The 18561-nt window shown below is 71.8% G+C and carries 22 protein-coding genes and 1 pseudogene; 9 read left to right on the top strand and 14 right to left on the bottom strand.

The features are described 5' to 3' along the window. Window positions 1-26: 26 nt before the first annotated feature. The 4 genes from Prum_RS52660 to Prum_RS38475 all read left to right on the top strand — a co-directional run bounded on the left by Prum_RS52660 (window position 27) and on the right by Prum_RS38475 (window position 4489). A complete protein-coding gene (locus Prum_RS52660; RefSeq protein ID WP_281369088.1) occupies window positions 27-770 on the top strand; it encodes a glycoside hydrolase family 3 N-terminal domain-containing protein in 744 nt (247 codons plus the stop codon). After that, the gene (locus tag Prum_RS52655) at window positions 740-2407 is read left to right on the top strand and encodes a glycoside hydrolase family 3 C-terminal domain-containing protein (protein WP_281369087.1); all 1668 of its coding nucleotides are present in this window, start codon (window positions 740-742) and stop codon (window positions 2405-2407) included. The genes Prum_RS52660 and Prum_RS52655 overlap by 31 nt, the downstream gene beginning before the upstream one ends. Further along, window positions 2404-3648, top strand: a complete 1245-nt coding sequence (locus Prum_RS38480) for a Gfo/Idh/MocA family protein (RefSeq protein ID WP_173081690.1) — start codon at window positions 2404-2406, stop codon at window positions 3646-3648. The genes Prum_RS52655 and Prum_RS38480 overlap by 4 nt, the downstream gene beginning before the upstream one ends. Before the next feature lie 103 nt (window positions 3649-3751). Next, window positions 3752-4489: a DUF72 domain-containing protein gene (locus tag Prum_RS38475; protein WP_173081688.1), complete on the top strand. Its 738-nt coding sequence runs from the start codon at window positions 3752-3754 to the stop codon at window positions 4487-4489. On the opposite strand, the gene Prum_RS38470 is transcribed toward Prum_RS38475, so the two are convergent. The 6 genes from Prum_RS38470 to Prum_RS38445 all read right to left on the bottom strand — a co-directional run bounded on the left by Prum_RS38470 (window position 4466) and on the right by Prum_RS38445 (window position 8963). Further along, on the bottom strand, window positions 4466-4915 hold the full coding sequence (locus tag Prum_RS38470) for a hypothetical protein (RefSeq protein ID WP_178132682.1): 450 nt from the start codon (window positions 4913-4915) through the stop codon (window positions 4466-4468). The two genes, Prum_RS38475 and Prum_RS38470, sit on opposite strands and share 24 nt — an antisense overlap. Before the next feature lie 17 nt (window positions 4916-4932). Further along, on the bottom strand, window positions 4933-5859 hold the full coding sequence (locus Prum_RS38465) for a hypothetical protein (protein WP_173081686.1): 927 nt from the start codon (window positions 5857-5859) through the stop codon (window positions 4933-4935). Between the two features lie 111 nt (window positions 5860-5970). Then, window positions 5971-6669, bottom strand: a complete 699-nt coding sequence (locus Prum_RS38460) for a hypothetical protein (protein WP_173081684.1) — start codon at window positions 6667-6669, stop codon at window positions 5971-5973. A 54-nt stretch (window positions 6670-6723) separates the two neighbouring features. Continuing rightward, a complete protein-coding gene (locus Prum_RS38455) occupies window positions 6724-7428 on the bottom strand; it encodes a hypothetical protein (protein WP_173081682.1) in 705 nt (234 codons plus the stop codon). Window positions 7429-7465: 37 nt separating this feature from the next. Then, complete coding sequence (locus Prum_RS38450; RefSeq protein WP_173081680.1) at window positions 7466-8335, bottom strand: DUF72 domain-containing protein; 870 nt, start codon at window positions 8333-8335, stop codon at window positions 7466-7468. Further along, a complete protein-coding gene (locus tag Prum_RS38445; protein ID WP_173081678.1) occupies window positions 8328-8963 on the bottom strand; it encodes a nucleoside/nucleotide kinase family protein in 636 nt (211 codons plus the stop codon). Before Prum_RS38445 ends, Prum_RS38450 begins: the two co-directional genes overlap by 8 nt. A gap of 177 nt (window positions 8964-9140) precedes the next feature. Between Prum_RS38445 and Prum_RS38440 the strand changes: the two genes are divergently transcribed. Next, on the top strand, window positions 9141-9725 hold the full coding sequence (locus tag Prum_RS38440; protein WP_173081676.1) for a hypothetical protein: 585 nt from the start codon (window positions 9141-9143) through the stop codon (window positions 9723-9725). On the opposite strand, the gene Prum_RS38435 is transcribed toward Prum_RS38440, so the two are convergent. Beyond that, window positions 9684-10283, bottom strand: coding sequence for a winged helix-turn-helix domain-containing protein (locus Prum_RS38435; protein WP_173081674.1), 600 nt, complete (start codon window positions 10281-10283; stop codon window positions 9684-9686). The two genes, Prum_RS38440 and Prum_RS38435, sit on opposite strands and share 42 nt — an antisense overlap. Window positions 10284-10663: 380 nt before the next feature. Here Prum_RS38435 and Prum_RS38430 point away from each other — a divergent pair, with 380 nt between their 5' ends. Then, window positions 10664-11098: a hypothetical protein gene (locus Prum_RS38430; RefSeq protein WP_173081672.1), complete on the top strand. Its 435-nt coding sequence runs from the start codon at window positions 10664-10666 to the stop codon at window positions 11096-11098. Beyond that, entirely contained in the window at window positions 11086-12039 is a 954-nt protein-coding gene (locus tag Prum_RS38425; protein WP_308785408.1) for an MFS transporter permease, read from the top strand. Before Prum_RS38430 ends, Prum_RS38425 begins: the two co-directional genes overlap by 13 nt. On the opposite strand, the pseudogene Prum_RS38420 reads toward Prum_RS38425, so the two are convergent. Next, window positions 11929-12303 (bottom strand): annotated as a pseudogene (locus Prum_RS38420) (thiol-disulfide oxidoreductase DCC family protein); the annotation flags it as partial. The gene Prum_RS38425 and the pseudogene Prum_RS38420 sit on opposite strands and share 111 nt — an antisense overlap. Before the next feature lie 56 nt (window positions 12304-12359). Here Prum_RS38420 and Prum_RS38415 point away from each other — a divergent pair. Further along, window positions 12360-13265: an AEC family transporter gene (locus tag Prum_RS38415; RefSeq protein ID WP_173084645.1), complete on the top strand. Its 906-nt coding sequence runs from the start codon at window positions 12360-12362 to the stop codon at window positions 13263-13265. A 52-nt stretch (window positions 13266-13317) separates the two neighbouring features. Then, entirely contained in the window at window positions 13318-14193 is an 876-nt protein-coding gene (locus Prum_RS38410) for an AMIN-like domain-containing (lipo)protein (RefSeq protein ID WP_173081668.1), read from the top strand. On the opposite strand, the gene Prum_RS54125 is transcribed toward Prum_RS38410, so the two are convergent. From Prum_RS54125 to Prum_RS38380, 6 genes are all read right to left on the bottom strand, one after another. Continuing rightward, window positions 14152-14820: a winged helix-turn-helix domain-containing protein gene (locus Prum_RS54125; RefSeq protein WP_371871323.1), complete on the bottom strand. Its 669-nt coding sequence runs from the start codon at window positions 14818-14820 to the stop codon at window positions 14152-14154. The genes Prum_RS38410 and Prum_RS54125 overlap by 42 nt on opposite strands. After that, window positions 14723-15181, bottom strand: a complete 459-nt coding sequence (locus tag Prum_RS38400) for a rhodanese-like domain-containing protein (protein WP_371871322.1) — start codon at window positions 15179-15181, stop codon at window positions 14723-14725. Before Prum_RS38400 ends, Prum_RS54125 begins: the two co-directional genes overlap by 98 nt. After that, the gene (locus Prum_RS38395; protein ID WP_173081666.1) at window positions 15178-15621 is read right to left on the bottom strand and encodes a cysteine dioxygenase; all 444 of its coding nucleotides are present in this window, start codon (window positions 15619-15621) and stop codon (window positions 15178-15180) included. The genes Prum_RS38400 and Prum_RS38395 overlap by 4 nt, the downstream gene beginning before the upstream one ends. 207 nt (window positions 15622-15828) lie before the next feature. After that, a complete protein-coding gene (locus Prum_RS38390; protein WP_173081664.1) occupies window positions 15829-16962 on the bottom strand; it encodes an ABC transporter substrate-binding protein in 1134 nt (377 codons plus the stop codon). Between the two features lie 22 nt (window positions 16963-16984). Beyond that, window positions 16985-17749, bottom strand: coding sequence for an ABC transporter permease (locus Prum_RS38385; protein WP_246278377.1), 765 nt, complete (start codon window positions 17747-17749; stop codon window positions 16985-16987). Next, on the bottom strand, window positions 17746-18552 hold the full coding sequence (locus Prum_RS38380) for an ABC transporter ATP-binding protein (protein ID WP_173081662.1): 807 nt from the start codon (window positions 18550-18552) through the stop codon (window positions 17746-17748). The genes Prum_RS38385 and Prum_RS38380 overlap by 4 nt, the downstream gene beginning before the upstream one ends. Between the last annotated feature and the right edge of the window lie 9 nt (window positions 18553-18561).

Here is an 18561-nt window from a genome sequence, read left to right as displayed (position 1 = left end):
TGCCCAAACGACAGGAGAGCCCCTCCGTGAGCGAACAGACAACGGCCACCGTCGGGGAAGCGGTTGCCGGCCCCGGGCCCTGGCAGGACCCGAGCCTTCCCGCGGAGAAGCGGGTCGCCGACCTCCTCGGCCGGCTCACGCTGGAGGAGAAGGTCGCCCAGCTCTACAGCCTCTGGCTCGGCGCGAACGCCAACCCCGACGACCTGGCCCCGCAGCAGCACGAGATGGTCGACGACACGCTCGACTGGAACGCGCTCGTCCGCAGTGGACTCGGCCAGCTCACCCGGCCGTTCGGCACCACGCCGGTCGACGCCGCCCTCGGCGCCCGGGCGCTCGCCCGCCTGCAGGGCGAGATCGTCGCCGCCGGGCGGTTCGGGATCCCCGCCGTGGCGCACGAGGAGTGCCTGACCGGCCTGATGACCTGGGGCGCCACCGTCTACCCGACGCCGCTGGCCTGGGGCGCCACCTTCGACCCCGACCTGGTCGAGCGGATGGCCGCCCGGATCGGCGCCGACATGCGCCGGCTCGGCCTGCACCAAGGGCTCGCGCCGGTGCTCGACGTGACCCGTGACCCGCGCTGGGGGCGCACCGAGGAGAGCATCGGCGAGGACCCGTACCTGGTCGCGACCGTCGGCACCGGCTTCGTCCGGGGGCTCGAATCGGCCGGGGTGGTGGCCACCCTCAAGCACTTCGCCGGCTACTCCGCCTCCATCGGCGGCCGCAACTTCGCCCCGTACACATGGGCCGCCGCGAGCTGGCCGACGTGCTGATGCCGCCGTTCGAGATGGCGCTCCGCGACGGCGGCGCCCGGTCCGTCATGCACGCGTACGTCGACATCGACGGCGTGCCCGCGGCGGCCGACCCCTGGCTGCTCACCGAGGTGCTGCGCGAGGAGTGGGGCTTCACCGGCACCGTGGTCGCGGACTACTTCGGCGTGTCGTTCCTGCGGATGCACCACGGCATCGCCGCGAACGAGGTCGAGGCCGCCGCGCTCGCGCTGGCCGCCGGCCTCGACGTCGAGCTGCCCACCGTACGCAGCTTCGGCCCCGACCTCGTCGACGCGGTACGCGCCGGCACCGTCCCCGAGGCGCTCATCGACCGCGCCGCCAGCCGGGTGCTGCGGCAGAAGGTCGAACTGGGCCTGCTCGACCCGGAGTGGCAGCCGCTGCCGGCGAGGCTCGAAGGCGTCACGGAGGGCGGCATCGACCTCGACCCGCCGGCGAGCCGGGCGCTCGCCCGCGAGCTGGCCGAGGAGTCGGTGGTGCTGCTCGCCAACGACGGCACCCTGCCGCTGCGGCCGGACGCGCGGGTCGCGGTCGTCGGCCCGCTCGCCGACGTCATCACCGGGATGCTCGGCTGCTACACGTTCCCCAGCCACGTCGGCTCCCAGCACCCGGAGCTGTCCGCCGGCATCGACATCCCCACCCCGCTCGCCGCCCTGCGCGCCGAACTGCCCGGGGCCGCCCTCATCCACGTACCCGGATGTGATGTGGATGGTCCGGACGTCGCCGGGATCGCGGCGGCCGCGGCCGCCGCGGAGGCCGCCGACGTGTGCGTCGCGGTGCTCGGCGACCGCGCGGGCCTCTTCGGCCACGGCACGTCCGGCGAAGGCTGCGACGCCGAAGACCTCGCGCTGCCCGGCGTCCAGGGCCGCCTCCTGGAGGCACTGCTCGCCACGGGTACGCCGGTCGTCGCGCTGCTGCTGGCCGGGCGACCCTACGCGCTGGGCGCGTACGCCGACCGGCTCGCCGCGACCGTGCAGGCGTTCTTCCCCGGCGAGGAGGGCGGTCCCGCCGTGGCCGGCGTGCTGTCCGGCCGGGTCAGCCCGTCCGGCCGGCTCCCGGTCGGCGTGCCGCGCCGGCCCGGCGGCGGGACGTCCACCTACCTCGGCCCGCTGCTGGCCCACGCCGGCACGGTGACGTCGGTCGACCCGACCCCGCTGTACGCGTTCGGGCACGGCCTGTCGTACACGACGTTCGCGTGGGACGACCTGTGCGTGGACGGCGCGCCGGTGGACGCCGCGCGCCCCACCAACGTCGCCACCGACGGCGCGGTCACCGTCTCGCTCACCGTCCGCAACACCGGCGAGCGCGCCGGCGTCGACGTGGTCCAGCTCTACCTGCACGACCCGATCGCGCAGATCACCCGCCCGGTGGTCCGGCTCATCGGGTACGCCCGGGTGCCGCTCGCCGCGGGCGAGGCGCGCCGCGTGGACTTCCGGGTGCACGCCGACCTGTCCTCGTTCACCGGGCGCTCCGGCCGGCGGGTGGTCGAGCCCGGCGCGCTGGAGCTGCGGCTGTCCGCGTCCAGCGCGGACCACCGGCACGCCGTACCCGTGCGGCTGGTCGGCCCGGAACGCACCGTCGGCCACGGCCGCCAACTCACCACGGAGGTGACTATCCAATGAGGACGTTCGACGTCGCTCTCGTTGGTGCGGGCGGCGTCGCCGGCGTCCACGCGGACGCCATCCGGCGGCTCGGCGGGCGGGCGCGGATCGTCGCCGCGACCGACGTCGACCTGCGCCGGCTGGCCGCGTTCGGCGCGAAGTGGGACGTCTCCCGGCTGCACGCCGACCTGCCCACGCTGCTCGGCAGCGAGCAGCCCGACCTGGTCACCCTCTGTACGCCGCCCGGCCTGCACCGCGCCCAGGCGGTCGCCTGCCTGCAACACGGCATCCCGGTTCTGTGCGAGAAGCCGCCCACGCTGAGCCTCGCGGAGTTGGACGAGATCATCGCGGCCGAGACCGACCGCGCCCCGTTCGCCACGGTGTTCCAACACCGGTTCGGCAGCGGCGCGGTGACGCTGCGCCGGCTCGTCGGCGACCCACGGCTCGGCCCGCCGCTGACCGCCGTGTGCCACACGCTGTGGTACCGGCCCGACGACTACTTCACCGTGCCCTGGCGCGGACGGTGGGAGGTCGAAGGCGGCGGTCCAACCATGGGACACGGCATCCACCAGATGGACCTGCTGCTGTCCATCCTCGGCGAATGGCGCGACGTCATCGCCGTCGCCGCCCGCCAGGCCCGCCCCACCGCCACCGAAGACCTGTCCTGCGCGATCGTCACGTTCGCCAACGGCGCGGTAGCGTCGGTCGTCAACAGCCTGCTCTCCCCGCGCGAAACCAGCTACCTGCGCTTCGATTTCGCACACGCCACAGTGGAGCTCGAGCACCTGTACGGCTACCACGACCGGGACTGGACCGTGACCCCCGCCCCCGGACACGCCGACGCCGTCGCGGCCGCCTGGTCCGAAGGCCCGAAGGGCCGGAAGAGCGGCCACATCGCGCAGTACACCGCCATCCTCGACGCCCTGGAGGAAGGCGCCGCCCCACCCGTCACCGCCAGCGCGGCGAGGTCCACTGTGGAGCTGGTGGCGGCGGTGTACGCGTCCGCCTTCACCGGCCAGCGCGTCGCGCGCGGCGACATCCGCCCCGGCTCCCCGTTCTACTACCGCATGGACGGCGAAGGCGCCCCCTGGACCCCCACCCCCAACTCCCCGCCGCCGCCTAACCCCCGTACTCCACGCCCCGCCCACGCCGCCCCGCCCGCGCCCCGCCCGCGGCGCCGGCTGCGTCGATCAAGGACTTTGCCGTCGATCAAGGGCATACGGTCGTGCTTTGATCTCCGATCCACGACCATTCGCCCTTGATCGACGCACAAACCCTTGATCGACGCGGCGCGCGGGCGCCCACCCGGCGCGCGGCGCCCGCCCCGCAGCGCCCACCCCGCGTACGCGGGATACTGGGCTGGCCATGATTGTCGTGGGTACGTCGGGATGGCAGTACCGGGACTGGCGCGGCCGGTTTTACCCGGACGGGCTGCCGCAGCGGCGCTGGTTGGAGCACTACGCGGCGCACTTCGCCACCGTAGAGGTCAACAATGCGTTCTACCGGCTGCCGGAGCGGGACACGTTCGCCCAGTGGCGGGCCCGTACGCCCGACGACTTCTGCGTCGCGGTGAAGGTCAGCCGCTACCTCACGCACATCCGGCGGCTGCGGGAGCCGAAGGAGCCGGTGGCCCGCTTCCTCGACCGGGCGTCCGCGCTCGGCGACCGGCTCGGCCCGGTGCTGCTGCAGCTGCCGCCCACGTTGCGGGCCGACCTGGACGCGCTGGAGGAGGCGCTCGCCCAGTTTCCGCCGCACGTACGCGTCGCGGTGGAGCCGCGCCACGCGTCGTGGTGGACCGAGCCGGCGCGGGCCGTGCTGGCGGGCCACAATGCCGCGCTGTGCTGGGCCGATCGCAAGGGGCGGCCGGTCACTCCACTGTGGCGTACGGCGGATTTCGGCTACCTGCGCCTGCACGAGGGCGCGGCACGGCCCTGGCCTCGCTACGGCCGGGCCGCGCTGCGTTCCTGGCTGGACCGGATCGACCCGGCGCTCGACACGTTCGTCTATTTCAACAACGACCCCGGCGGCGCCGCCGTGATCGACGCCGGCGCCTTGGCCGGGGCGGCCCGGAGCCGAGGTCTACTCGTCAGCCGCACGCCCTGAGGGCACGGGCTGCGCCGGTATCGGGCCGGTGGGTTCGGTCGCGGCGTCCGGCACGGTCACGCCCGCCGGTATCACGCCGTCGACCGGGCGCGGGTCGGCGACCGGGGTGACCTGGCCACGGGTGAGGAACATGAGGATCGCGATGAACGCGCCGTTGACCGCGCCCACCTGCTCCTGCGTCACGTCCAGGCCGTACGCGGCGAGCAGCGCCGCGACCGCCCCCACGAAGTACGTCACCGCGGCCGGCGGGATGGGCCGTACGGCCAGCGCGTTGAGGGCGCCGAGCAGGGCGTTGAGCGCGACCACGATGAGGGCCGCCTGCTTGGCGCTGAGGAAGTCGAGGTTGAAACACACCAGGATGGACAGAACGGCCGCGATGACCCCGATCACCAGGGTCGGCTCCCGTCCGAAGATCTTGAACTTCATCGCTCCCCATTCCCCGTTCAGTTTTGGGCGAGGATAGCGCCCACCGCCTTCGCCTTGTCGCCGAGGACCTCGCGCAGCCGCGCGGCGATCTCCTCGGGCGAGTCGGCGTCCTCAATGGAGTCGTCGGCCTGGCTGATGGCGGCCAGGATGGCGCTATTCGACGCGTCGATCTGGTCGAACTCGGCGCGCAGCTGGCGGGCCACCTCGGGCCCGAGCGCGCTGACCGCGGTGCCGAGCGCCGCGATCTTCTGCTCCAGCACGCCGATCTTGGTGTTGGGCACGATCGGCGACCCGGCCGTGGGGCCCTTGAGCTCGGTCGTCCGGCCGCGTACCAGGCCCTCGACCCGCCACTTCAGAGCCTCCCAGTCGCCCTGCTGGATGTTGGCCATGTCGTCATCGTCCTCTCCGAGCGCGATCGCGAGGATCCGCTCCATCAATGCCTGGTTAGCGCAGTGGCGTCGGTCGATCGACAGGTGCCAGTGGTCGAGATGGGAGCTGCCCGCCGTGACGAAGCGGTTTTCCACGTTGTTCCACCCGGTCACCTCCTCGCCGTCGACGGTGCCGAACATCTCGCGCACCTCGTCGAGGCGGCCGGCCCTCATCGCGGTCAGCAGCCGCTGGGTGTAGATCTTCATGAGCCGGCGGTTCTCCGCCGTACCCCACTCGCCGGGTGTGAAGTCGAACCCGGCGATGTGGCGCCGCTGGGCGTCGCTCAGGCCACTCTGGACGGTGTACGCCCGCCGCGCGCAGAACTTCGAGTTGAGGATCCACTCCTGCGAGCGGTGGGCACCCCGCAGGTGCGCGATGTCGCCCTTGGTGCCGGCCGCTCCCCGGGGCCGGTGGGTGAGCCGGCAGATCTCGTCACCGAGCCAGTCCAGCTCCGTGGTGATGATCTCCCGGCCCCACCACGGCTCGGCCTCCAACTGCGCCCTCGTCGGCGCCATGGCTCCTCCTGTGGTCGCTACGACGTGTCCACAGTGTCGAGGAGCCGGTCCTGCCTGGTCTGTCAGGTCCACGACCTCAGAAGAAGGAACCCGGCAATATCAGGCGGACGGCTAGCTCTGGGTCGCCGACGCGGCGAGCAGTTCACCCATTCGGCGTACCACCGCCTCGGCGTCCAGCTGACCCGAGCTGTGCTCCACGAGCAGCGTGCGCAGGGCCGCGTCCCGCTGCGCCTCGGCCGCACCCAGTGCCTCGACCCGCGCGGTCAACGCGTCGAGCCTGGACAGGGTGCTGTTGACCCGTTCGATGAGAGCGACGCGTTCGCCCTTGGTCGGGCCACCCTGGACCGTCGCGGCACCCGTCACCAGCGCCGACAGCCGGTAGATCAGGGCCTCACCGTCGCCGCCATCCCGAAAGTCCATGTCGTCCTCCAGAAGTCCCCACGACCGCCGGTCCTGCTCCGCGGCGGCGGTCTGCCTGATCGAAAAGTGCACGTGCGCGGTGTGCGGGCTCTCGCCGTCGTACGCCTGGCGCCGCCAGCCATTGTCCTTGTCGGCGATCTGCCGGTTCCAGATCCAGTAGTGCGCGCTCGGGTGCCGCTGGAACGCCCCGATCACCGCGTCGACGTCGACGCCGTCCTTGTCCATGTCCCACGCGTCCACCGACTCGCGGGAGTTCGGATTGTGGTCGCTCGCACGCTCCTGGTGCGCGGTGTCGCCGATGGTGCCGTCGCTGGTCTTGTCCCGGCGGGGCCAACGGGTGTCGACCTCCGAACGGAGTACGGACAGCGAGGGCGCGAGGTACCAAGCCACCCGCCTTTCCTACACGCCCTCGGTGAACGGGGTCCAACCGACCCCCTACAAAGGTCAGAGCGCGCCGATGGCGTCCCGGATCGCCTGGACCTCGGCCAGCGCGTCCGGATCGAGCCGCACGGAGCCGTCGCCCTCGTCCAGTGCGGCCGCCAGGATCGCGTCCAGCCGCTCGACCAGGTCGGCCGGCACGGGCGGCTGGCCCGCGGCCGCCTTGGCGTACGTGTACGCGCCGTTCAGCACGCCCAACGTGGACATTCCGACGGGGATGCCGCCGCCGATGTACTGCCACGGCAACCGGCGCATCCTGGCCTGCACCTGCGGGTCGTCCAGGATCTTGACGAACTCGGCCGGCGTCATGGTGTCCTCCAGTAGTCCCCAGGTCCGCCGATTCTGCTCGGCGGCCGCGCTCTGCCTGATCGAAAAATGCACGTGCGCCGTGTGCGGGTTCTCCCCGTCGTACCGCTGCCGGCGCCAGCCGTTGTCCTTGTCGGCGGTCTGCCGGTTCCAGATCCAGTAGTGCGCACTCGGATGCTGCTCAAACGCCCAGATCACCTCGTCGACGTCGACGCCGTCCTTGTCCATGTCCCAGGCGTCGACCGAATCGCGGGAGTTCGGGTTGTGATCGCTCGGCCGCTGCTGGTGCGCGATATCACCGATGGTGCCGTCGCTGGTCTTGTCCCGCCGGGGCCAACGCGTGTTGACCTCCGATCGGAGCACCGAGAGCGACGGCGCGAGGTACCAAGCCATCGGGCTAGTCACGCACAACACCCGCCCGGACGCAACCGCACAAGCCGTTTCAGCCGCTCAGCAGGTCGGTCAGATCGGCGGCGTTCCGCTGCGCGTAGTCCCGATAGCAGTTGTTCATCAACACGTACGTCTGGTCGGTCTCCGCGGCCAGCTCGCGCAGCCTCGGCACCCACTCCTTGAGCTCCCGCCCGGAGTACAGGTAGCCGAACTTCTCGTGGATGTCCTTGCTCGTCCACTTGTCACTGTGCCCGTGAAACCGCACCACCGCCAGGTCGGCCGTCGCCGCCAGCACCGGCGGGACCGACGACTTGTGACCCTGCGGCATGTCCACGCCGACGTACGGCAGCTTGTGCTCGCGCAGGAAGCCGAGCGTCTCGTCCCGGTTGCTCCCGTCGAACCAGGACGCGTGCCGAAACTCGAACACCGCTCGCAGCGGCCGGACCCGCCGCTGCACCTCCAGCAGGTACTCCTTGTTGGACCGGCGGATCGTGAACCACGGCGGAAACTGGAACAGCAGCGCGCCCAACTTGCCGGCGTCCACCAGCGGCTGGAGCGCGGACAGGAACCGCGCCCACACCTCCTCGTACGCGGCCGGGCCCAGGTCGTCCGGGTACACATTGGTCTTGTCGGTCTCCGGCCGCAGGTCCTTGTAGATCGACGACACCTTCGTCGGGTGCCCGGTCAGCATGCTGAACGCCTTGACGTTGAACGTGAACCCGGGCGGCGTGCGCTGCGCCCACAGCGCCGCGGTCTGCTCGGCCGGCGGCGAGTAGTAGGTCGCGTCCACTTCGACCAGCGCGAACCGGTCCGCGTAGTAGCTCAGCCGCTTCTCCGCCGTGTCCGCGCTCGCGGGGTACCAGCCGGACGCCAGCAGGGTCCGGTCGGTCCAGGACGCGGTGCCGACCTTGATCTCACCCACGCCCCCCAGTCTCCACCAGGGCGGGGTGTCGCGGGTCGTCCACGCGCACCACGACGTCCGCGAACGTCGCGGGCGCCACCTCCGCCTCATACCGGGCATAGGCCGGCAGCGTCCACCGCTGGTCGGCCGCCGTCCGCCGGTCCAGCGCCGCCGCGGACATCACCAGATGCACCGACACGTCGAACGGCAGGCCGCCGCCGAGCAACAACTGCCCACTCACGAGTACGACGGCGGCGGCCGGCGCCGTAACATAGCCGGCTCGGGTCGCCCGGTCCGTGACCGCGTCCCACAGGCTCGGCAGGACCCGCCCGGACCCGCCCGGACCGACCGGGTCGAGCACCTCGCGCCGCAGCCCCGCCTCGTCGAGCCAGCCGGCGTAGAACGAGTCCGGATTGTCCCGCCCGAACTCGTACCGCAACGACGCGGCCCGCAAGAACCCACCGGCCGGCACATGGATGGCCGGCCGCCCACGAGCCCGCAGCGGATCGACCAGCGCGGCGGCCAGCGCATCCGGTCCCGCCGCCGGCGCCCCGTCCACCGCCACCCGCAGCCGCTCCCCCACCCGCTCCGCAGCCAGCCGCCCGGCCACCTCCTCCACCAGCAACGCCGGCGTGATCGCCCGAATCATCCCCCAGCATCCGCCACCCCCATCACCCCATCACGCCCCCGCCACGCCGCCACGCCCCACGCCCCCGCCGCGCCGCCGCGCCCGCGCCCCGCCGCCCGCCCCGCCGCGATCAAGGCTCTCCTCGTCGATCAAGGGCAAACGGCCGTGCTTCGATCTCCAAACCGCGACCATTCGCCCTTGATCGACGACGAAAGCCTTGATCGACGCACGCCCAACCCAACCCACCCCGACCCGCCCGGCGCGCCAACCGCACGCCCACACCACGCGCGCCACGTCGCGGTCAACGCGGCGCGCAGCGCCACGGCCCGCCGCGCGAGCCCCACCTCCCGGCCGGCCTCGCCGATCAAGGACCGGCGCGCGCCGATCAAGGGATTTCCCGCCGATCAAGGGCAAACGGCCGCGCTTCGATCACCAATCCGCGACCATTCGCCCTTGATCGACGGCGAAAGCCTTGATCGACGCGCGCCACACCCGCTGCGGTCAACGCGGCGCGCCAGCGCCGCGGCCTCGCGACGCGAGCCCACGGCGCCCCGGCGGGCCTCGCCGATCAAGGACCTGTACGCCGATCAAGGGCATACGGTCGTGGATTGGAGATCGAACCACGGCCGTTCGCCCTTGATCGGCGGGAAATCCCTTGATCGACGCCGAGCCCCGGCCGCGCGCGGCGCGAGCCGGGCCCGGCGCGAGCGCGGGGCGAGCGCGGCGGGGGAAGGGGACGGGTTAGGCGTCGCGGGCTATGGCGATTTGGGCGTCGTCGGCTAGGCGGTAGCCGACGCCGTACACGGTGGTGACCAGGGGGACGTGCATGCCGATCTTGGAGCGGAGCCGGCGGATGTGTACGTCGACGGTGCGCGCGCCGGCGTGCTCGTAGCCCCACACGCCGGTCAGCAGCTGTAGCCGGCTGAACACGCGGCGCGGGTTTTCGGCGAGGAAGAGCAGCAGGTCGAACTCGAGCCGGGTCAGCCGCAGCGTCTCGCCGTCGAGCAGGACCGTGCGCGAGGCGGCCATGATGTGCAGGCTGTTGGCGTCGCCGGCGGGGGCGGGCGTCTCGAAGACGGGCTCCGGGGCGGCGGGCTGCGCGGGTGCGGGCGCCAGGCTCACCGTGCCTTCGCCCCGCTCGACCAACTCGCGGGCCACCTCCAGCAGCCGGAACGCCTGCGGGGTCAGCCCGTCGTCACTCGACAGCGGGATCGAGAACGTGACGGTGAGCGTGGGCGACGTGCTGCCCGCGGGCCGGCGTGTGGCCGACGGTGGCCGGCCGGGCCCGGCCGGCTGGGACAGGTGCCACCCGGCACGCGACGAGGCGGCAACGGCCGACATGGGTCCTCCTCAGCGGATCCGCCAAATCGCTCGCGCTATTCAAACGCGAGGCGGATGGCCGGATAACTCAACATTGCCAGCGGTGATGCCGCCGTAATTCTCGGCAACATTCCGCCGGTCAAACTCTGAGCGACAGCGTGCCCGTCGCTAAGGGAGTGCGAGAGGCGAAAGAAGGCACACAAGTATCCCCAACAGACCGCATGTCACGATGGTCCCGGCCCGCCCGGTCTCGGGTCAATAGGCACGGGCGTTGCAGAAATGTGACAATCGACAAGCTCACTGGAATCGATTGCTCTCACTGCGTGCATGAAATTGCTGCTAAATGGCGTACGGGCCGGGGGCGGTCGTGGACGATCATCGTCCGGTATGGTCACCGTCCAGTGGACACGCTGACGACCTCCGGCCGGGCGGCGCGCCTGCTGGCCACGGTGGCCGCCGGTGCGCTGCTGCTCGCCGGCACGATCTGGGGCGTCGACGACGACTTCCCGTTCGGCCCGTTCCGGATGTACTCCACCGCGCCGGGGCCGGACGAGGCCGCGCCCGACACCCGGGTGGAGGGCGTCGACACCACCGGCGCCGTCGTCAAGCTCACCGAGGCCAGCACCGGTATCCGGCGGGCCGAGATCGAGGGGCAGATGGCCGCGTACGAGGCGGATCCGTCGCTGCTGCGCAAGGTCGCCGAGGCGTACGTCAGCCGCAATCCGGGCGCGCCGGCGCTGGTCGAGGTGCGCATCGTGATCCGCAAGGAGGGCGTCAAGGACAGCCGGCCGACCGGCACCCACACCGACGAGACGGTGGCCCGATGGGCGCCGTGACCGCCGTGACCAGATGGCTGTTCGAGCCGGTCCCGCGCGGACGGATCGCGGCCTTCCGCACGCTTGTTTACCTCTTTGTCATCGCGGATTTAACCGTCATCACACCATGGGTACGCACGCACGCCGACGTTCCCGGCGACCTCTACCAGCCGCTGCTCATCGGCCGGGTGCTGCCGCTGCCGACGCCCAATTCGGCGCTCGTTCACGGGATCTTCTGGCTGCTGATCGTGGCGGCGCTGGCCGCGGCGACCGGCCGGGCCCCGCGGGCGCTCGGCTGGACCGTCTTCGCGCTGTACTTCGAGTGGATGATCATCGCGATGAGCTACGGGAAGGTGGACCACGACCGGTTCGGCTTCCTGGTGGCGCTCGCCGTGCTGCCCACCGTGGGGCGGGCCCGGCACGGCGACCAGACGCCCACCGAGGCGGGCGGGTGGGCGCTGCGGGTCACCCAGATCGCGGTGGTGTGCACGTACTTTCTGGCCGCGTTCGCGAAGCTGCGCTTCGGCGGCGTCGACTGGGTGACCAGCTCGGTGCTGGCCCGAGCGGTCATCCGCCGCGGCACGGACTTCGGCGACCTGATCGCGCAGGTGCCGTACCTGCTGATCGCGGCGCAGTTCGGGATCGTGGCGTTCGAGCTGATGAGCCCGCTCATCTTCGTGCTCAAGGGTCGCCGCCGGTACGCCGGGATCGCGTTCTTCTACTCGTTCCACCTGTTCACCTACGCGGCGATCACCATCTCCTTCGCCCCGCACCTGATCGCGATGACGGCGTTCCTGCCGCTGGAGCTGGTCCGGCCCCTACAGTGGCTCAGCCGGCCCCTACAGTGGCTCCGCCGGGCGCGGCACGGCGCACGCGGCGGTGCCGCCGGGGAGGCGGTGGCGGTTGCGGGCGACCCAGCGGTACGCGGGCCAGGTGAGCGCCCGCACGGGGCGGAGCCTTAGCACGGCACCGGCCGGCCGCCAGGCCCAGTGGCTGGAGCGCAGCAGCTCGGCGATCGCGTCCGGGCCGGCGGCGACCGCCCCGGTGGCCGGGTCGACCCACTGGACGGCGCCCTCGCAGTCGGCCGCGGTCAGGCCGAGCGCGTCCAGGTCCGCGAACTGCCACGGTACGACCCGCGCCGGGGTCGGCACGCGCCGCTCGACGAACCGCGCGCACATGGTGCAGAACGCACAGTCACCGTCGTATACGAACGTGGGACGCTCCATACCCCCATGGTGCCCCATGATCGAGGACTGGCCATGCTTACCCCCGTGCGAGGGTACTGGCCGGGTTCGCCGCCATCTGGGCGGTCACCCTCGTCGGCTACCTGATCGGCCGGTACGGCCTGCTCGGCCCGGCCGGCCCCACCGTCCTGGCCCGGCTGGTCTTCTTCATCGCCACGCCCGCGCTGCTGTTCACCACGCTGGCCACGTCGTCGCTGGCCGAGGTGTTCACCGGCGCGCTCGCCGCGTTCGTGCTGAGCACCCTGATCGTGGCCGCGGCGTACGTGGCGCTCGCCGCGCGCCGGCGCCCGGCCGCCGAGGTGACGGTGGGCACGCTGGCCGCCTCGTACGTCAACGCCGGCAACCTCGGCATCCCCGTCGCCGCGTACGTCCTCGGCGACGTGTCGTTCATCGCGCCGGTGCTGCTCTTCCAGACGCTGCTGGCCGCGCCCACCGCGCTCGCCGTGCTGGACGTGGCCGCCACCGGGCACCGGCCGTCGGTCCGCCGCCTCGTCGGGCTGCCCCTGCGCAGCCCGATCATGCTGGCGTCCGGGGCCGGCCTGATCGTCGCCGCCACCGGGTGGCACCCGCCCGCCGAGGCGCTGCGCCCGTTCGAGCTGATCGGCTCGGCCGCCGTGCCGCTCGCGCTGCTGGCGCTCGGCATGTCGTTGCGCGGCAGCCGCCCGCTCGCACCCGGGCCGGACGGGCGGGACCGCTACACCGCGGTCGTTCTCAAGATCATCGTCCAGCCACTCCTGGCGTACCTGATCGGCAGGCATCTGCTCGGCCTGGATGGGCCGACGCTGCTGGCGGCGGTCGTCACGTCGGCCCTGCCGACGGCGCAGAACGTCTTCGTCTTCGCCTCGCGCTACGACCGGGGTGTGTCGCTGGCCCGGGACGCGATCGTGCTGACGACGGTGGCCGCGGCCGGCACGCTTGTCGCCATCGCGACACTCCTCGGGTAAACCGCTCGCCGACCTGCGGCGTCCTCCTCCCACCACTACCCAGGAGGACGTCATGTGGATCAAATACCCGCTCGTGCTCGCCTGCCTCGTGGCGCCGGTGCTCGGCGCGACCACCGCGGCCGCCGGACAGGCGGATCTGCCCGCACCCACCCAAACCAGGCCCATCACCGGCGCGGCCACCGCCCAGCCGGACGCGCCGTCGCCACCAACCCTCATCGGGGTACGCCACGGCCGGCACGACCGGTACGACCGGGTCGTGTTCGACTTCACCGGGGGTACGCCCGGCTACCGGGTCGAGTACGGCCCGCTCGTGGGCATCGGCACCGGCGATCCGATCCCGCTCGCCGGCCCGGCCGACCTACGGATCGTCTTCGACGGCGCGGCACCACCGAAGTACGACCTGCGGCGGGTGCTCAACCCGGGCTACCCGACGCTGCGGCAGGTGAAGTTCGGCGGGGCGTTCGAGGGGCGGATCCTCGCCGGGCTCGGCCTGGCCGACCGGGTCGGCTTCCGGGTGCTGCGGCTGACCAACCCGCCGCGGATCGCCGTGGACGTGGCGCACCAGCCGGCGCAGCCGTTCGGCACCGCGACCTTCTGGGGCGGCGGCGGCGCGGACACCGTGAACGTCGCCGGCGTGCGCTCCGGCCGGCACCCCGGGTACGACCGGCTGGTGTTCGACCTGCGGACCGCCAAGCACCCGCTGGTGAGCGTGGCGTACCAGCGGCTGCACCCGAACCGGATCCACGTGGGCCTGACCGGGCTGAAGCCGTCCGGCGCGGTGGTGTCCGGGCCGCGGCCGAGCAACGTGTCGTTCACGGTGTACGACAACGGCACCGTATCGGCCTTTGTGGACACCAACCGCCGCACCGGCTTCCGGGTGATGCTCCTACAGCACCCGACCCGGCTGGTCGTGGACGTGGCCCACTAGCTCCACCTGGGCGTCGTCGGCGAGGCGGTAGCCGACGCCGTACACGGTGGTCACCAGGGGCACCGTCTCGCCCACCTTGGCCCGGAGCCGCCGGACGTGTACGTCGACGGTCCGGGCCACGGCGTGCTCGTACCCCCAGACGGAGCTGAGCAGCTGGATCCGGGTGAAGACCCGCCGCGGGTGCTGGGCGAGGAACAGCAGCAGGTCGAACTCGAGCCGGGTCAGCTCCAGCGGCTCGCCGCCGCGCAGCACCGTACGGGAGTCGACGAAGATCTGGATCCGGTGCTCGTCTTCCACCGCGACGGGCTCGGCTGGGACCGCTCCGATCGCGATCGTCCCCTCACCACCCTCGACCAGGTCGCGGACCACCTCCAGGAGCCGAAACGCGTGCGGGCTCAGCGAGTCGCCGGACAGCGGCACCGTGAAGGTGACGGTCAGTGCCGGTCGGGGGCGGCCGGAAACAGGTGCCTTCGCTGCGGGAGGGCGACGATGGTCATGGGGTACTCCTCGTGTTACGGGGTGTGTCGCCTCACGCCCGTTGTGCGGGCGGTGCGGCGTTGAAGATTGCGTAGACGTCCGCCGGGCCGAAGGACGGCAGCCCGGCCTGTCGCCACGCGGCGAACCCACCGGCGATGTCGGTGGCGCGGTGCAGGCCGAGATCCAGGAGGGCGGCCGCCGCGAGCGACGACGTGTAGCCCTCCTGGCAGAAGATGATCACCGGCAGGTCGTACCGGCCGGCGATGGGGAGCCGGGCGTCGCTGCGCGGGTCGAAGCGCCACTCCAGCACGTTCCGCTCGATGATCAGGGCGCCGGGGATCTCCCCGTTGGCGGCGCGCTGGGCGGCCGGCCGGATGTCGACCAGCACGGCACCGCGCCGGTGCGCGAGGTGGGCCGCCTCCGGTTCCACCCGGTGCAGCCGGGCCCGCGCCTCGGCAAGGATCTGGTCGATCCCCCGCCCACTGCTCGGACAGCTCAACGAAGTCCTCACCAGCTCACTCCCGCCTTCTCCACCTCGGCCACGCGCAGCTTGCCGCCGTCGAGGCGGTAACGGGTCATCGAGCGCAGCGCCGGGGCGTACGCGTGGATGCTGATCGCCGGCTCGGTGCCGTGGTTGGTGACGCCGTGTACGTGGTGCGCCCCGAACCGCCGCCCGGTCCCCGCCGGCAGCGTGGTGTGCGCCACCCGCCCGCCGCTCACCGTCCGCTCGACCAGCGTGCCGGAGACCACGACGAACGCCCCCGCGGAGCCCCCGTGGTCGTGCCAGTCCGTCTCCTGACCAGGCAGCCAGGTCAACAGCCAGACCTCGTGGTCCGCGGTGTCCGCCATCCGGGCGTACCACCGCTCCACCGGGTCGTACTGGGGTCGGACCGTCCACTGGCCGGGCTGCGCTGCCCAGTCCCGCGCGACGGAGAGCAAGTCGAGTCTCATGCCGCCACCCTACCCCATAAACCCCATCGGTCTAGTAGGGATGCGCTCACGAGTTTGGCGAATCTTGCGCCGGTGATCATGAAGTTAGCAGCACGGAGAGCGCTCCCTTTGTCGCTAACTCCATGATCACCGCAAGGGTGGCATGAGGGGGCGCCCCCGCTCACGCAGTGCGCGGGGGCGGGGGCGCCCCTGCTCAGGCCCGGAGCCCTACGCGCCGCCCTCGTTCAGGGTCACGGTCGTTGGTTGGAAGGAAGTCCCGGCCACGTCGGTACCGGACGACTTCAGGGAGTCGATGGCCTTCTGGACGTACTCGTTGGTGTAGGCCGTGCCCTCGGGCTGCTTGGTGATGACTGTCTGGCCGTCCTGGTTCTTGGTGGTCAGGGCCAGGTCGACGGTCTGCTTCCAGACGGTCTCGTCGAGCAGGCCGATGCCGTTCGGCGACGGCCAGATCAGCTTGTTGACCTCGTTCATCTGCCAGAGCTGGTGGCTCGCGCCGAGCTTGGAGCCCTTCTTCACGACCATGTCGCGGCACTCCTCGACGTTGTCCCGGCAGTACGCCCAGCCCTTGAGCGTGCCGGTGAGGAACTTCACCGCGGTCTGCTGGTACGCCGTGTCGTTGGCCAGCTTCTCGCTGTTGGCCCACACCGCGTCCTGGAGCATCGCGGTGCCGACGTCGTTCCAGTTGAGCACCGTGAAGTCGGACGGCTGGTAGAGCTGGCCGGTCTTCGGGTTCTTGGCCTCCAGCAGCTGGGCGTACTCGTTGTAGCTCATCGCCTGCGCGGCGTCGATGTCGCGGCGCAGCAGGGCCTGCATGTCGAACTGCTGCTGCACCAGCGTGACATCCTTGCCCGGGTCGAGCCCGGCCTTGGTCATCCCGGCGAACAGCTCGAACTCGTTGCCGAAGCCCCAGTTGCCGACCTTCTTGCCCTTGAGGTCGGCCGGCGCCTTGACGCTGCTGTCCGCGAACGACACCTGGTACGTCCCGGACCGCTGGAAGATCTGCGCGATCTCGGTGATCTGCGCACCCTGCTCCCGCGACGCGAGCGCCTTGGGCACCCAGGAGACCGCGAAGTCGGCCTGCCCCTGGGCCAGCACGGTCTGCGGCACGATGTCCACGCCGCCCTCCAGGATCTGCACGTCCAGGCCCTGCTCGGTGTAGAAGCCCTTGTCCACCGCCGCGATGTAGCCGGCGAACTGGGCCTGCACGAACCACTGGAGTTGCAGCTTCACCTTGGTGACGCCGCCGGTGGCGTCACCGCCGCTCGGCTCGTCCTCGTCGGCCGTGCCGCAAGCGCCGAGCGCGAGGACACCCGCGAGCGCCGCGCCTATCATCCTTCTCATCAAATCCTCCGGATTGGTTGAGTCATCCGGAACGGCTGGACCGCCACGGAGTGGCGAGCCGTTCCAGTCCGAGCGCGGCGGCGTAGAACACCAGGCCGAGCACGCACGCCCCGACCACGAAGGCCCAGGCGCGCGGGTACGCGGTGTTGGCCGCCGCCGAGGTGATGCGGGAGCCCAGGCCGTCCTGCAGACCGCCGAAGTACTCCGCGACCACCGCCGCGATCACCGCCAGGGAGGACGCCTGGCGCAGACCGGTGAAGACGAACGGGAGCGCGCCGGGCAGCCGTACCAGCCGGGTGAACGTCCAGCCGCCCGCCGCGTAGCTGTCCATCAGTTCCCGGTGTGTCGGGTTGACCTCGCGCAGCCCGCGCAGCGTGTTGATGAAGACGGGGAAGAACACCACGATCGCGACGACCATCCGGCGCGGGATGCTGCTGGTCGACTCGAACATGTTGTTGAGGATCGGGGCCAGCGCGATGATCGGCAGCGCGTTGAGCGCGGCGGCGACCGGCACCGACGCCTCGCCGAGGAACCGGAAGCGGCTGGACGCCATCGCGGCGAGGATGCCGACGACCGCGCCGACGACCAGGCCGACGAGCGCGTTCGCGCCGCTGGCCAGGCCGGTCTTCCAGATCACCTCGCGGCTGAGCCAGAACTGCTCCCAGATCGCCGAGGGCGCCGGCAGGATGAACGGCGCCACCTGGCCGGCCTTGACGATCAGCTCCCACAGCGCCAGCCCGCCGAGCCCGACGGCGATCGGCGGGAGCAGGCGCAACCCGCGACTCACGCCGAGACCTCGGCCTCATCGAGTACGGCCGCGGCGGCGGACGGGCGCCGCAGCGCCTTGCGGACCTTGGTGATGCCGGCGAAGAACCCGGCCGACTGGCGGGTTGCCTCGGAGCGCGGCCCCAGGTCGATCTCGATGACGTCGGTGATCCGCCCGGGGCGCGGCGACATCACGACCACCCGGTTGGACAGGTAGACCGCCTCCGGGATCGAGTGCGTGACGAAGACCGTGCTGGTGCCGGTGCGGGCGCAGATCCGCAGCAGCTCGTCCTGCAGGCGCTCGCGGGTCATCTCGTCCAGCGCCCCGAACGGCTCGTCCATCAACAGCAACGGCGGGTGTACGGCGAGCGCCCGCGCGATCGCCACCCGCTGCTGCATGCCGCCGGACAGTTGGGGCGGGTAGTGCTTGGCGAAGTCGGCGAGCCCGACCAGTTCGAGCATCTCCTCGGCCCGCTCGCGCCGCTCCTTGCGGCTGGCGCCACGCAGCTCCAGCGGCAGCTCCACGTTGCGCTGCACGGTCCGCCAGTCGAACAGGCCCGCCTGCTGGAACGCGATGCCGTACTCCTGGTCCAGCCGGGCCTTGCGGGCCGGCTTGCCGGCGACGGTGACCGAGCCGCCGGTCGGCGGGATCAGGTCGGCGACCAGCCGCAGCAGCGTGGACTTGCCGCACCCGGACGGGCCGATCAGGGACACGAACTGTCCACTCTCGACGGTCAGGTCGACGCCGGTCAGCGCGACGACCTCGCCCGGCCGGCCGGCGTTGAACACCTTGTCGACGCCCTTGAGCTCCACGGCCGCGGTCATGTTGTCACC

Origin of the sequence: Phytohabitans rumicis (assembly GCF_011764445.1) — a bacterium.
GTDB lineage: Bacteria > Actinomycetota > Actinomycetes > Mycobacteriales > Micromonosporaceae > Phytohabitans > Phytohabitans rumicis.
Note: the sequence above shows the minus strand (reverse complement) of the source record. Positions and strands in the feature narration are given on the sequence as shown.

Excerpts from the sequence above, each read along its gene's own strand:
- Prum_RS52655 (WP_281369087.1), top strand. The coding sequence starts at position 740 with ATGGGCCGCCGCGAGCTGGCCGACGTGCTGATGCCGCCGTTCGAGATG.
- Prum_RS38480 (WP_173081690.1), top strand. The coding sequence starts at position 2,404 with ATGAGGACGTTCGACGTCGCTCTCGTTGGTGCGGGCGGCGTCGCCGGC.
- Prum_RS38475 (WP_173081688.1), top strand. The coding sequence starts at position 3,752 with ATGATTGTCGTGGGTACGTCGGGATGGCAGTACCGGGACTGGCGCGGC.
- Prum_RS38470 (WP_178132682.1), bottom strand. The coding sequence starts at position 4,915 with ATGAAGTTCAAGATCTTCGGACGGGAGCCGACCCTGGTGATCGGGGTC.
- Prum_RS38465 (WP_173081686.1), bottom strand. The coding sequence starts at position 5,859 with ATGGCGCCGACGAGGGCGCAGTTGGAGGCCGAGCCGTGGTGGGGCCGG.
- Prum_RS38445 (WP_173081678.1), bottom strand. The coding sequence starts at position 8,963 with ATGATTCGGGCGATCACGCCGGCGTTGCTGGTGGAGGAGGTGGCCGGG.
- Prum_RS38435 (WP_173081674.1), bottom strand. The coding sequence starts at position 10,283 with ATGTCGGCCGTTGCCGCCTCGTCGCGTGCCGGGTGGCACCTGTCCCAG.
- Prum_RS38425 (WP_308785408.1), top strand. The coding sequence starts at position 11,086 with ATGGGCGCCGTGACCGCCGTGACCAGATGGCTGTTCGAGCCGGTCCCG.
- Prum_RS38410 (WP_173081668.1), top strand. The coding sequence starts at position 13,318 with ATGTGGATCAAATACCCGCTCGTGCTCGCCTGCCTCGTGGCGCCGGTG.
- Prum_RS38395 (WP_173081666.1), bottom strand. The coding sequence starts at position 15,621 with ATGAGACTCGACTTGCTCTCCGTCGCGCGGGACTGGGCAGCGCAGCCC.
- Prum_RS38390 (WP_173081664.1), bottom strand. The coding sequence starts at position 16,962 with ATGAGAAGGATGATAGGCGCGGCGCTCGCGGGTGTCCTCGCGCTCGGC.
- Prum_RS38380 (WP_173081662.1), bottom strand. The coding sequence starts at position 18,552 with ATGACCGCGGCCGTGGAGCTCAAGGGCGTCGACAAGGTGTTCAACGCC.